Source organism: Fodinibius sp. AD559, assembly GCF_052712805.1.
In genome coordinates, this window is sequence record NZ_JBQPVW010000001.1 from 303,184 (window position 1) to 316,111 (window position 12,928).

The following is a 12,928-nucleotide window of genomic DNA, read 5'->3' on the forward strand; positions in this document are numbered from 1 at the left end:
TCTCGGAGATCCTCTTTGTATAAAGTTTAAAAGATTTTATATTTGGCAACTCTTATTCGAGTTGGGACTGTAGCTCAGTAGGTAGAGCACGCGACTGAAAATCGCGGTGTCGGCGGTTCGATTCCGCCCGGTCCCACGCAAAGCCCTGTAACTCCTTGAGTTGCAGGGCTTTAGTATTTTATACTAAAACAATGCTAAAACAAATATATAGATAGTATTGGTTTTTCATGTCTCTTATTTAGTCAAAATTCACCCACTTGGGACACTCTTTCCTCAAATTTTTTCCCAATTCTGATAAATCTGTGCGATCTTTCAATTAAGCAGGATTAAAGAAGCTTGCTATCTCTCGTCTCTTTTCCGTATATAACACCTCTTTAATTATCCATTCAAATCTAACCAAGAGAACTACGGGATCACATGTCAACCAACCTCAAGGAATTAGAAAAACGGCTCTGGCAGGCGGCCGATAACCTGCGTGCCAACTCAACGCTCAGCTCATTTGAATACCCCCCCGTACTGGGATTCATCTTTCTGCGCTACACCTGGAACTGCTTTAAGCCATTGCACGAACTGATGACAGCTCGTTAAGAATTATGGCAGGACCCAAAATTTAAAAGACGAATTGCATCAACTTGGGAATAAGGACGATGTTGATTACTCTTCCATGGAAAGAAAAATTCCTGAGTCGGTTTTATGAGTGTATTGTTGGTTCAAACAGAATCACGATTAACGTGACGTCACTAAAAATCAAATAAACAAAACATAACTATGGATAAAAGCACAGTTAGTCTCTTCAATCAAATGAAAGAAGAGTGGGAAAAGTTAGAAGAAAACCACGAAGACTTCGATCAAAAGGATAATAAAGCTGCTGGTCGTAGAGCCAGAAAAGCTGCCAATAACTTGAAAAAGTTGTTGACTCCCTACAAGAAAGCTTCTGTAGACGAAGCCAAAGAAATTTAGGGAGAAGATCGAGTAAGAATTTGGAAAGGGATGCGGATTCTTCCGTATCCCTTTTTCATTAGTTTTTAAAGTGAACTGCCGTCAAACGAAAATGAAGCCTTATGTCTAAACAAAATAATATTCGAAATATTATTGAGTCCGATTCCTCCCCAGAAGATGTAGAATGAGTTGAACAAATACGATCACTCTGTCGGGACGTACATATTGAGATGAATAGAAATTGAGATGCAATCAAGAAAGAAGAAATGCCGCGAAGAAATTTGCCCAATAGAAAATCGATCCGGCTGAAGGGCTGGGATTATCGGAATCCCGGGCTGTATTTCATTACCATCTGCACCAAAGATCAGCAGCATCATTTTGGGGGATCAGGGATGGGATTATGAGCCTGTCGGTGCCGGGGTGCATTGCCTGGCATTATTGGTGGCAGATTCCTAATCATCAATCCGATGTGGTATTGGATGAATTTGTGGTAATGCCCAATCATATCCATGGGATTGTGGGGATAGAATCATCAAAAAATGGATCTGCTGGGATGTTGCATGCAACGTCCGTGCAAAATGAGAATCTGCCACAGGATGAAATGTCGAATATATCCCCTGATTCAGGCTCCTCTCCACTATTATCAGATCTTATAAATCGGCCATCACCCGATGGTGCAATCGCAATGGGCATGGATATTTTGCATGCTAATCACGATTTTATGGTCATTTCATTCGAAATGACCAATCATTGAACCGTATCCTATATTACCAATAATCCATTGCGTTGGCAGATAGATCGGGAAAATCCAAACAGCAATGAAATTCATGAGCGGGCTGTGGAATATATGGCAGAATCATAAAGAAATTGTTGAATTTTCGTGCGGACGCGATTAATCGCGTCCTGACAGAAAGAAATTCGAATTTTATTAAATGAGCAAATACTCCGAAGATATCCAAGTAGAGCAGCCAGCCATTGATCTTTTTGATCAGTTGGGATGGGAGACGATCAATGCCTTTGAGGAAGTATTAGCTACTGATGAAGATAAAGGCACGCTCGGGCGGGAAACACGTGACGAAGTAGTGCTGAGGTCCAGGCTCCGGAGCAAGCGGGAAGAGTTTAATCCCGACGTGCCCGAAGAACAGATCGAAAAGGCTATTAGACAGTTGTGCTGCGACCGCTCCTCTACTCATTGAGTCCACGCCAACAAGTAGATTTACGACCTGATACGTGATGGTGGGGTAGACGTGGAGTACCGCGATGAGAACGGCTCGATGATTCCAAACCCTACAGGTCATTGAGTGGCAGGGCTTTTTTTATCCCGCCTAATTTTGAAGGGCAGATCTACTTGGTAGAGCGAATTGCGACTAAAGGGAAATTCATCAAATAAGTTTGAATTATATTACTTGGAACATTAAAAAAAATTAATTAAATTCATTAAAGAAATTTAATGTTGGTTAGAGTATTTTAAGCTCTAAGGAGAAATCGGAGATTGGTATGAAGGACGGTCAAAAGGGTAGAGTACTTATTGTGGAGGATGATATGCTGCTTTCAATGGTAGAAGAGCGGCTTATCAAACGTCTGGGTTTTGAAGTGATTGGAAAAGTTACAAAAGGAGCTGATGCAATTGAAAAGGAAGAAGAGCTTAATCCCGATATTATTGTGATGGATATTTCTCTGAAAGGGGATATGGATGGCATTGAAGCGATGGAAGCTATTCGTGAAAAGTCGGATGTATCAGTCATCTATTTATCCGGAAGCGGAGATCGCTATTCGTTGGAACGAGCAAAGAAAACAGGGTTTACCGATTTCTTGACAAAGCCCGTTACCGCCGGTGATTTGAAAGAGCCCCTCTACTCAGCAATGAATGGCGGCAAAGAAAAGCCTGATAGTGATGGCCAGGTATTGAAATCTGCTTAATCAGATAGGTTAACGAGGACTCTGCCCACTTGTTGTCCGTTTAAAATCCGATCGATTTCATTATCCAATTCTTCTAAAGAGCATTCTCTGCTTAATTGCTCTACGTTTTCTGGCTTCCATTCTGAGGCTAATTTCTGCCACAATTTTTTTCGCAATTTCATTTCGCAATTTCCGCTGTCCATTCCAGCCAAATGAACACCTCTTAAAATAAAGGGATAGACGTTGGTATGAAGTTCGTGTCCTAATACGTTTCCGCAGCAGGCCACGGTGCCGTTATGTTGTGTTTGACGTAGCGTGGTGTCTAACATAATGCCACCCACGGTATCGATAGCTCCGGCCCACTTGCTGCTCAACAGTGGACGTGAGGATTCATCTTGTACTTCATCCCGATGGATGACTTTTGTGGCACCTACATTTAGAAGAAAGTTTTTTTGATCTATTTTTCCTGTTGCAGCCGTTACGTTATATCGCAGTTTAGACAGGATGGAAACAGCCATAATGCCTACGCCTCCGGTGGCGCCGGTCACTAAAATATTACCGCTATCCGGTTTCACATTGTTATGTTGTAGATGATGTACGCCAATAGCAGCAGTAAATCCGGCGGTACCGATGATCATACTTTCCCGTAGCGATATTTTTTTTGGAAGAGGGACAATCCAATCTGCGGGTACCCTAATATACCGGCCGAAGCCACCCGAAGTATTTTGTCCCAGATCGTAACTGGTTACAATGACTTTGTCGCCGGATGAAAACTCAGGGTTGCTGCTTTCTGCGACAATACCCGCGGCATCAATTCCCGGGATATGAGGATAGTTTTTAGTGACTCCCTTATTGCCGGTTGCAGAAAGGGCATCCTTGTAATTTAGGGATGAATATTGGACTTCAACTAATACTTCGTGGTCAGGTAGTTTGTCAATAGGCCATTGCTTGATCGAGCGTACAAAAGATCCATCAGATTGTTCTTCAACGACCAGCGCTTTGAAAGTACTCATAAGAATTTAGTAAGCTTTTTTAGCCACTTTAGTTTTCCATCATAAGGAGGATATCGCAATGAAATATCCAGCCAGTTACTTTTCTTCATGATGCTTTTAGGATGGGTAAAGGTATTAAAACTTGTTTTACCATGATATGTGCCAAAGCCACTATTGCCAATTCCACCAAATGGAAGCTCGATATTTCCAAGGTGGGCAACAGTGTCATTTATACATCCTCCGCCAAATTGAAGGTTGCGCGTAACTTTTTTCTGATTTTTGTTATTAGTTGAGAAAAGGTAAAGGGCCAGTGGTTTCGATTTGTTTTGCAGGGTTGCAATGATTTTATCCAAATCATCAAAAGACAATATGGGAAGAATTGGTCCAAATATTTCTTCCTGCATGACAGCGTCATCCCAGGTAACCTGGGTCATAATCGTAGGTTCAATATACCGGGTATTGGGATCGGTATTGCCGCCGTGAAAAACATTCTCGGGTTCAATGATATTAGTAAGCCGATTAAAATGCTTGTCATTGATGATTCGTGCATAATCATCACTCTGGCTGGGATCATCGCCATAAAAAGAGCGAATTTCTTGCTGAATGAGACGGCAGAGTTGCGTATGCACAGAGGTATGAACATACACATAGTCGGGACTTACACAGGTTTGACCGGCATTGATAAATTTGCCCCAGGCAATCCGTTTTGCTGCCAAAGTTAAATTAGCAGATTGATCAATGATAGCAGGTGATTTCCCTCCTAGTTCAAGGGTCAGCGGTGTAAGCTGATTGGCAGCTGATTGCATAATGATTTTACCCACGTGCGTACTCCCGGTAAAAAAGATGTAGCCCAACGGCTCAGAAAGGAGCGATTGTGTTGTTTCTGCATCTCCCTCTACCACACGTAAAAAACCGGGATCAAAGTTGTTGTTGATCAATTTTGCAAGAAGTCCGGATGTATGTGGTGCGTGCTCGGAGGGTTTGAGGATGACAGTGTTCCCGGCTGCAATAGCACCTAAAGCGGGGTTAAGTGCTAGCTGAACCGGATAATTCCATGGAGCAATGACAAGTACAACACCATAGGGCTGGGGCTTAATATAGCTTTTTGAGGGAAAGTTAATTATAGAACTTTTAACCTTTTTGGTCTTTGCCCAGCGATCGATATTCGTAAGAAGATGATCAATTTCTTGATAAAGGACGAGAAGTTCAGTTGCATAAGATTCAAACATTGGTTTTCGGAAGTCCTTATCCAGTGCTTCATAAATTTTAGCCTCATTGTCTTTTAAGATGTTTTTCAATTTCCGTAGCTGTTTCTTACGGAAAGAGATATCAAGTGTTTTTCCTGTATTGAAAAATTGCTGTTGCTTTTTGACTACTGGTTCCATTTTGGGCAATACGATATTTATGTTCGTCCTTTAAATGTATCCATGGAGTGATAAACCTGGAATAGGCGTCCGGCTACAAAATCAAAAACTCTGGTAGGCAGTATTCCTTTTAAAAAGGGAAGAATTTTTACCATAAAGGGTTCCCGAAGATGAATTTTATCTTTCTGTATAGCGGAGATGATTTTTTTTGCAATGTCTTCTGCATCTAATAATGGAGTAAGTAAGGGCGGGCTCACGCCTTTAAAAAGTCCGGTATTTATATAGCTGGGTTCTACGGTAGTAACATTAATATTGGGATGTGATTCGAGCTCTAATCGCAGCGATTCCGACCATCCGATAACGCCCCATTTACTGCCGGTGTATACCGACATTTTGGGATTGGCCATGCGTCCGGCTGCGGAAGCTATATTGACAATGTGCCCTTGCTCTCGACTAATTATCGTATCCAAAAAAGATCGCGTAGTATGCATAGTGCCCAGGAGGTTAATTCGGATAAGGCGTTCGATGTCACTGCGAGGGTGATCACTAAAATCGCCGCCTACTACCGTACCGGCATTGTTAATCAATATGTCGATATGATGGTGTTCGGCTAAAACCTGTTCGGCTGTTTGATAAACTTGATCAGGATCAGAAATGTCTACTTTATGAGTAAACACGCGGTCGGAATAATCAGAAAGTGAGTGCAGACTCTTAGAAATGTTACCTTCGTCAATATCCCAGATAATCAGTTTCTTCGCGTTATGCTCCAAGGATTCTTTACCCATGAGAAAACCAATCCCGCCGGCTCCGCCCGTTATTAAAATGTGTTTGTTTTTAAAAGTACTCATAGACAAATTGCGTTATCGATAGAAGTATAGTTATAAATGTATGAGAAGGATATAAAAATATTTTCGCTTGCAAACTAATCTATTGAATTAAGACACTTATGCCTGACCAAACGTACGACAAGTTGCAAAATTCGGATTGAGCGGTTAGAAAGCCGGGTGAGGGAATTGGAGCATGAGCTAAAACAAAGGGGACAAGGCAAAAGATCATCAAAACAGAAGCAGCAGCAAACCATCTGGAATATTCTGTTGTTTATGGGATTTGGTTCGGTTTTATTGCTTGTAGGATATCTGATCGAATCAAAGTTTTTAGATAAAAGCAGCTGATTACAGCTTAGCAATGATGAAAAAAAATATTACTTTCTAACTAAAGAATTTTGGAGTCATATTTTAATCAAACTGGTAAAAAATGAAGAAATTATTAATAACAGCGTTGCTTTTAGGAGCTTTTGTTGGATGTATGAATTCGCCTGTGGATCAGGTGGGTGAAACTATTACGGAGAAAAGTTTGATGAAGCCAATCACGAAACTTTCTTCGGATAAGTTTATAGGGCGGGCAACAGGAACAATTGGTGAGTTGAAAACAGTTGACTATTTGGTTAGTCAATTAGAAGAGTACGGTTTGCAAGGCGGAGCAGAAGATGGCGGATTTATTCAGGATGTTCCGCTTGTGGGTCAAAAGACTGGTCAGGATACCCAGGTGGAGATTCGTAAAAACGGAAATGTGGTACATCAGTTTGATTACTATTCCGATTTTATGGCATGGCCTTCTAACCTGGAAAAAGAAGTGTCTATCGATGAGGCCGACCTTGTTTATGTGGGATATGGAATTCAGGCTCCGGAGGAAAATTGGGATGACTTTAAAGATACTGACGTAGAAGGTAAAATACTGGTTGTAAAAAATAATGATCCCAGTGACAATCCTGATTTGTTTGGGGGAGAAACGCGACTGTATTATGGTCGTTATGATTATAAATATGAGAAGGCCAGAGAGTTGGGAGCAGCCGGAGTGTTGATTGTTCATACTACTCCATCAGCCGGATACGGCTGGGATGTAGTTGCCAATAGCTGGAGTCGTGAGCGGTTTTATCTCCGCAATAATGAGGCTATGGAGAATTCTCCTACTAAATTTAATGGGTGGCTGACAAAGGAGGCCAGTACCAATTTATTTGAAAGCGCCGGATTGAACCTTGAGGATCAGCTTGAAGCAGCCGAAGACCGGGATTTTGAACCGGTGCCGATGGAGGGGTTATCACTAAGTTTGGATCTGGAAGCACAGTATCGTCAGCAGGATGCCAAAAATGTGCTTGGTGTTATCGAAGGCAGCAGTGATCGATTGAAAGATGAATACTTGGTATTTACTGCCCACCATGATCATCTTGGAGTAACAAGTCCGGTAGAGGGTGACTCAATTAACAATGGAGCCCTTGATAATGCGGCGGGGGTAAGTGCAGTTTTGAATATGGCCAGAGCTTATAAAGAAATTCAGCCGCAGCTAAAACGTAGTATACTCTTTTTGTTTGTGGGAGCTGAGGAAGTAGGACTACTTGGTTCACAGTACTGGGCCGAAAATCCTACAGTACATCCCGGAAAAGTTACAGCAAATATTAACCTGGACGGGATGAATGTCTACGGTAAGACAAAAGATTTAGTGTTGATTGGATACGATCGAAATAGTGTAAGTGATGTAATTGAAAGGGTCGCCGAAGAGCGGGGAAGAGTTGTGAAGCCTGATCCCCATCCCGACCGCGGATATTTTTATCGTTCAGATCACTTTTCACTTGCCAAAAAAGGAATACCGGCTATATTTCCCAATGCGGGAAACGAATTTGTTGATAAGCCGGAAGGATATGCTGCAATGGTTGACAGCCTACAGGATGCCAATTACCATAACGTAAACGATGAGATAAATAAGCATTGGGATCTTTCAGGAATGAAAGCTGATGTACGCCTGTTTTTTGATGCGGGTTATCGCATTGCCAATACTGATGAAATGCAGACCTGGCGCAAGGGCAACGAGTTCAAGAAAACTCGGCTGGATATGATTGAAGATGCATCATCCAATTAAAGCCGATAGTTTGTCGTTTGTCTCACAATAATATTTAGTGTAGAAATTAATTTTTAATGTATACCCCTAATCAAATGAAGAAAGTAGCTATTACCTGTGTTCTAATTGCCGGATTAATTTTTGGGATGGGAACATGGAATCAGACAACTGCACAAGAAAATTCGAGTGATCAGCCGATAACTATTGTCGAGTACAGTGATTATCAATGCCCGGCTTGTGCCTATTTTCATCCAATCGTTGAAAAGCTGAAAGATACATATGGTGATCAGATTAAGTTTGAGATGAAGTACTTTCCGCTGAATTCACATCAGTATGCGGCACTGGCGGCGCGGGCGGCACAAGCGGCTAAAAATCAGGGCAAGTTCCAGCAGATGCACAACATGCTTTTTGAAAATCAGAAGCGGTGGTCTGGTTCGGGAAGTCCCACTTCTATTTTTGTGAACTATGCCGAGGAGCTGGAATTAGATATTGATCAGTTTAAGAATGATCTCAATGCTTCCGAGACCCAAAAAATTGTGATGGAGCAGCGACAAGAAGGCCGTAATGCGGGAGTCAATGCGACGCCCACCTTCTTTATTGAGGGTGATAAAGTTGATCCGCTTCCGCGCAATTTTCAGGAGTTCGATCAGCTGGTGCAACAGTATATTAGTGAGTGAAAAGTTAAAATGCTGATACTATGATTTATGAATTTATTGATAAAAAGCCCGATTATCCCGATTCAGTATTTGTGGCTCCCAGCGCTGATATTATTGGCGATGTTTCGATAGGGGAAGAGAGCAGTATCTGGTTCAATGTTACCATCCGCGGCGATGTCAATTGGATTGAGATTGGGGAACGGTCAAACATTCAGGACAATGTTTGTATCCATGTAATGAATCAGACGGGGCCTACCGAAATTGGTGATGACGTTACCATTGGCCATAATGCAATGATTCACGGCTGTACTATCTACGATAGGGCACTTATTGGAATTCACGCGACCGTGCTTGATGAAGCAATCATTGAATCCGACGTAATTATTGCAGCGGGGAGTCTGGTTCCGCCGGGTAAACGGTTGGAATCAGGTTATATGTATATGGGAACGCCTGTTGAAAAGAAGCGTGAATTGACGGACGATGAGATTAAATCTATTGAAGAACACTCCGATAATTACGTAAACTATGCCCGTGCTTACATGCAGAAAGATACGTATGAATCGAATCCGTTTTATGAGGCTAAAGATTAAATTAGGAATGAGCAATTAGGGATGGTTCTGCTTACTACTAATTTTTAATTCTTAATTCCTAATTTCCAATTACCTTGTCCGGAATTTATCTTCATATCCCCTTTTGTAAGCAGGCTTGCTCGTACTGTGATTTCTATTTTGTGACGCGAACATCGGAGCGGGAGCATTTTGTGCAGCGGTTGGTTCAGGATATAAAAAGCTATCGTGATTCAAAATTCACCGAAGAAACGGTGGAGACGATCTATTTTGGGGGAGGAACCCCTTCGCTGTTGGAACCGGCACAGTTAGAGGAGATCATAGATACGCTGTATGATGTTTTTGATATCGATGAGCGCGAAATTACGCTGGAGATGAATCCCGATGATGTGTCGGCCCAATTTCTGGCGGATTTAAAATCGATGGGCATAAATCGAGCGAGTATGGGTGTGCAAAGTTTTGAGCCGGAGTTGCTGGAGTTTATGCATCGTGCCCATTCCAGGGAGGAAGCGCTGCGGTGCTTGGAACTACTTGGTGCATCCAATTTTAACTCGTTTACCGTCGACCTTATTTATGGTAATCCCGGACAGTCTGTGGAGCAACTCAAAAGCGATGTAAAAAAACTTCTTGAGTTTGATCCCCCGCATATCTCTGCCTACTCTCTCACAATAGAACCTAAAACACGTTTAGGCAAACAGGTTGAGCTTGGACGTATTGCTCCCCCTGAAGATGACAAGGTTGCTAAACACTTTGATACTATTAACAAACTGTTTAGTAGTCACGGAATAGAGCGTTATGAAGTAAGTAACTACAGTTTGCCGGGGAAGGAGGCGATCCATAATAGCAATTACTGGGAACACGAAAACTATTTAGGGTTAGGACCGGGAGCCCATTCGTTTTGGTGGGATGATAGTGCCAAACGTTGGGAAAATGAGCAGGATCTGCGAAAATATTTGCGTAGCGAAGATCATCCGGAAAAAGAAAAATTGTCGCTGAAACAGTTAGCGGAGGAACGATTAATGATGGGGCTGCGCACGAGAAAGGGAGTGAGAGTAGCAGAACTTTCTGAGCAATATGGTTATACGTTAAATGATCGGCAGCTGGAATATCTCCAAAACCGTGAACAGGAGGATAAGGTTAAAGTTGATGATAGAATTACTTTAACTGACGGAGGAATAAAAATTGCTGATGCGATAATTTTGGATTTAGTAACGTTGCATTAGATTGCTTATCTATAACAAGTGAACAAATGATTACCAATCGAATAACAGGCTGATGAAAGCAAGTTTTAAAGCATTTATGCGGGAGATTATTGATTATGCCGGGCTATTTCCGCCGGCCGACCTTTCGCTTGATACGTCTCTCCAAAGGTATAGTAACTATCGGGAAGATGAAGATGCTTGGATGCTCTCGAGATATATTATTCCCGTGGGTCGACTGACAGAGCTAAAGCCATATACCGAGACCCTTTTTGCTGAAGGGAACCCTTTTAGATTTTCGATTCTTGGAAAGAGAACTGAAACCATTTCGGATTATAGAGAACATCTTCAGGATATTGCAGTGGCTTTGAGACAGTTTCAGAAAGATCATGGAAGCCATGTTCAAACGGATGTGTTAGAAATTAAGCTCCCGCGAGAAGCTGTCTTTGCCAATGATGCTGACCTCCTTGCTGATATTTATGAAGAGACGGGTCGGCAATTTGGAGATGCATCTGAATTCCCGAACGATATTTTCTTTGAGGGGATCTTTGATAAAAACTGGGAAAAGGAGATTGGATCAATTCTGGAATCCATGAACCGTTATAATGAGAGTCCTGTATCGGATGGTGAAATTAAAGCGGGTTTTAAATTGCGATGCGGTGGAGTAGAGGCTTCAATGTTCCCGTCGATAGAGCAGGTTGCCTTTACATTGCATAAGGTTCGCAAGGAGAATTTGGCGTTAAAATGTACGGCAGGATTGCATCATCCCATTCGCCACTACGATCATTCGGTAAAAACGAAAATGCACGGATTTATTAATGTATTCGGTGGAGCAATGTTGGGATATGCTCATGATTTTTCGACCGATCAGATGGCCGAAGTTGTAAAAGAAGAAGATTCCGAACACTTTTCCTTTACTGATGCTGGTTTCCGATGGAAAGAATATGAGGTATCAACAGAAGATATTGAAGAACTGCGCGAAGTAGCACTTATTTCGTTTGGCAGCTGTAGTTTTGACGAACCACGTGAGGACTTACAAAAGCTTGAGCTGTTATAATTTGTTTAAATTAACCAATTCCCAATTCTTAATTCCTAATTATTAGTATGCATCCAACAAATGATCCCAATTTAGAATCGTTTATCGAGGTAGATTCTGATTCGCACTTTCCCATCCAAAATTTACCCTATGGAGTCGCCCGGTCAAAAGATGATGGCGAAGTATTTATTTGTACCGCCATCGGCGACTATGTCGTAAATCTTGCAGAACTTGACGCTGCCGGTGTTTTTGATGGTCCGGAGCTGGATGGAAAGCCGGTATTTCGTGAGCGGACACTGAATAGTTTTATGGAACTTGGTCGACCGGCTTGGGCTGAGGCACGGTCGTATATCAGTACGTTGTTGAGTGCCGATGAACCGGCGCTCCGTGATAACCAACCACTCCAGGAAAGAGTGCTCACACCCATGAATGAGGTCGAGATGCTACTGCCTGTGGATATTGGGGATTATACCGATTTTTATTCCTCCGAGCAGCACGCCACGAATGTGGGCAGCATGTTTCGCGATCCCGAAAATGCGCTGAAACCCAACTGGAAACATCTTCCGGTGGGGTATCACGGTCGAGCGAGTTCGGTGGTCATAAGCGGAACGGAGCTGCATCGTCCAAAGGGACAGATTTTGCCGCCTGACAGTGATGATACGCCCATTTTTAGTGCATGTAAGCTGTGTGATTTTGAGCTTGAGATGGGATTTCTTACCGGACCCGGAAATGAACTCGGCAGTCCTATTTCGGTAAAAGATGCCGAAGATCATATTTTTGGACTCATGCTGGTAAATGATTGGAGTGCACGCGATATCCAAAAGTGGGAGTACCAGCCGCTGGGACCGTTTTTGGCAAAGAACTGGGCGACTTCAGTTTCACCGTGGATTGTGACGCTGGATGCGCTTGAGCCATTTCGTATGGAAGGGCCGCAGCAAGATCCCGAGCCGCTACCGTATTTGAAATCTGAGGGGAAGTGGACATTTGATATTAATCTGGATGTTTTTTTACAGAGTGAGGGAATGGATCAGCCGCATAAAATATGTGTTTCTAACGCACAGAACTTGTACTGGAATATCGCACAGCAGTTGGCCCATCATACCATCAGCGGTTGTAACGTGCGTCCCGGCGACTTATATGCTTCGGGAACCATCAGTGGAGAAGAAAAATCTTCGTATGGAAGTATGCTGGAGTTGAGCTGGAAGGGAACAGACCCCATCGAATTGCCAAATGGTGAAACACGAACTTTCTTAGAAGATGGCGATGAGGTGACCATGACCGGCTATGCTGATACTGACGAGTATAGAATTGGATTCGGTGAAGTGAAGGGAAAAATTCTGCCGGCTAAAGAGTTATAATAGGGCAAAAGTAAGAAGCAAGAAGAT

At 42.6% G+C, this 12,928-nt stretch carries 15 protein-coding genes and 1 tRNA gene; 13 read left to right on the top strand and 3 right to left on the bottom strand.

The genetic code is table 11. The annotated features are described in order from the left end of the window. The first annotated feature begins 63 nt into the window (after positions 1-63). The 7 genes from ACQ4LT_RS01420 (at position 64) to ACQ4LT_RS01450 (ending at position 2,859) form a co-directional block, all read left to right on the top strand. Positions 64-136, top strand: a tRNA-Phe gene (locus ACQ4LT_RS01420). Between the two features lie 281 nt (positions 137-417). After that, a complete protein-coding gene (locus ACQ4LT_RS01425; RefSeq protein ID WP_445664217.1) occupies positions 418-588 on the top strand; it encodes a hypothetical protein in 171 nt (56 codons plus the stop codon). Between the two features lie 180 nt (positions 589-768). Beyond that, on the top strand, positions 769-960 hold the full coding sequence (locus ACQ4LT_RS01430) for a histone H1 (RefSeq protein WP_445664218.1): 192 nt from the start codon (positions 769-771) through the stop codon (positions 958-960). A 245-nt stretch (positions 961-1,205) separates the two neighbouring features. Next, positions 1,206-1,343, top strand: a complete 138-nt coding sequence (locus ACQ4LT_RS01435; RefSeq protein WP_445664219.1) for a hypothetical protein — start codon at positions 1,206-1,208, stop codon at positions 1,341-1,343. Continuing rightward, the gene (locus ACQ4LT_RS01440) at positions 1,340-1,693 is read left to right on the top strand and encodes a hypothetical protein (RefSeq protein WP_445664220.1); all 354 of its coding nucleotides are present in this window, start codon (positions 1,340-1,342) and stop codon (positions 1,691-1,693) included. Before ACQ4LT_RS01435 ends, ACQ4LT_RS01440 begins: the two co-directional genes overlap by 4 nt. A 178-nt stretch (positions 1,694-1,871) precedes the next feature. Then, positions 1,872-2,135: a type I restriction endonuclease gene (locus ACQ4LT_RS01445; RefSeq protein ID WP_445664221.1), complete on the top strand. Its 264-nt coding sequence runs from the start codon at positions 1,872-1,874 to the stop codon at positions 2,133-2,135. A 301-nt stretch (positions 2,136-2,436) separates the two neighbouring features. Then, complete coding sequence (locus ACQ4LT_RS01450; protein WP_445664222.1) at positions 2,437-2,859, top strand: response regulator; 423 nt, start codon at positions 2,437-2,439, stop codon at positions 2,857-2,859. Here ACQ4LT_RS01450 and ACQ4LT_RS01455 read toward each other — a convergent pair. The 3 genes from ACQ4LT_RS01455 to ACQ4LT_RS01465 are packed head-to-tail and all read right to left on the bottom strand — an operon-like array spanning position 2,856 to position 6,042. Further along, complete coding sequence (locus ACQ4LT_RS01455) at positions 2,856-3,851, bottom strand: YhdH/YhfP family quinone oxidoreductase (RefSeq protein ID WP_445664223.1); 996 nt, start codon at positions 3,849-3,851, stop codon at positions 2,856-2,858. The genes ACQ4LT_RS01450 and ACQ4LT_RS01455 overlap by 4 nt on opposite strands. After that, entirely contained in the window at positions 3,848-5,215 is a 1,368-nt protein-coding gene (locus ACQ4LT_RS01460) for an aldehyde dehydrogenase (RefSeq protein WP_445664224.1), read from the bottom strand. The genes ACQ4LT_RS01455 and ACQ4LT_RS01460 overlap by 4 nt, the downstream gene beginning before the upstream one ends. Before the next feature lie 17 nt (positions 5,216-5,232). After that, positions 5,233-6,042 (bottom strand): SDR family oxidoreductase, encoded by an 810-nt coding sequence (locus ACQ4LT_RS01465; protein ID WP_445664225.1) that lies wholly within the window; start codon positions 6,040-6,042, stop codon positions 5,233-5,235. Positions 6,043-6,448: 406 nt separating this feature from the next. On the opposite strand from ACQ4LT_RS01465, the gene ACQ4LT_RS01470 reads away from it, so the two are divergent. The 6 genes from ACQ4LT_RS01470 to fahA all read left to right on the top strand — a co-directional run bounded on the left by ACQ4LT_RS01470 (position 6,449) and on the right by fahA (position 12,901). Continuing rightward, positions 6,449-8,107, top strand: a complete 1,659-nt coding sequence (locus ACQ4LT_RS01470; protein ID WP_445664226.1) for a M20/M25/M40 family metallo-hydrolase — start codon at positions 6,449-6,451, stop codon at positions 8,105-8,107. Positions 8,108-8,181: 74 nt separating this feature from the next. Further along, entirely contained in the window at positions 8,182-8,763 is a 582-nt protein-coding gene (locus tag ACQ4LT_RS01475) for a DsbA family protein (protein ID WP_445664227.1), read from the top strand. 20 nt (positions 8,764-8,783) lie between these two features. Then, on the top strand, positions 8,784-9,332 hold the full coding sequence (locus ACQ4LT_RS01480) for a gamma carbonic anhydrase family protein (RefSeq protein WP_445664228.1): 549 nt from the start codon (positions 8,784-8,786) through the stop codon (positions 9,330-9,332). A 74-nt stretch (positions 9,333-9,406) separates the two neighbouring features. Continuing rightward, positions 9,407-10,531 carry a radical SAM family heme chaperone HemW gene (hemW, locus tag ACQ4LT_RS01485; RefSeq protein WP_445664229.1) on the top strand — a complete coding sequence of 375 codons (1,125 nt, stop codon included), beginning with the start codon at positions 9,407-9,409 and terminating at the stop codon, positions 10,529-10,531. Between the two features lie 52 nt (positions 10,532-10,583). Beyond that, the gene (locus ACQ4LT_RS01490) at positions 10,584-11,564 is read left to right on the top strand and encodes a hypothetical protein (RefSeq protein WP_445664230.1); all 981 of its coding nucleotides are present in this window, start codon (positions 10,584-10,586) and stop codon (positions 11,562-11,564) included. A gap of 47 nt (positions 11,565-11,611) precedes the next feature. Further along, positions 11,612-12,901 (top strand): fumarylacetoacetase, encoded by a 1,290-nt coding sequence (fahA, locus tag ACQ4LT_RS01495; protein WP_445664231.1) that lies wholly within the window; start codon positions 11,612-11,614, stop codon positions 12,899-12,901. Positions 12,902-12,928 lie beyond the last annotated feature (27 nt).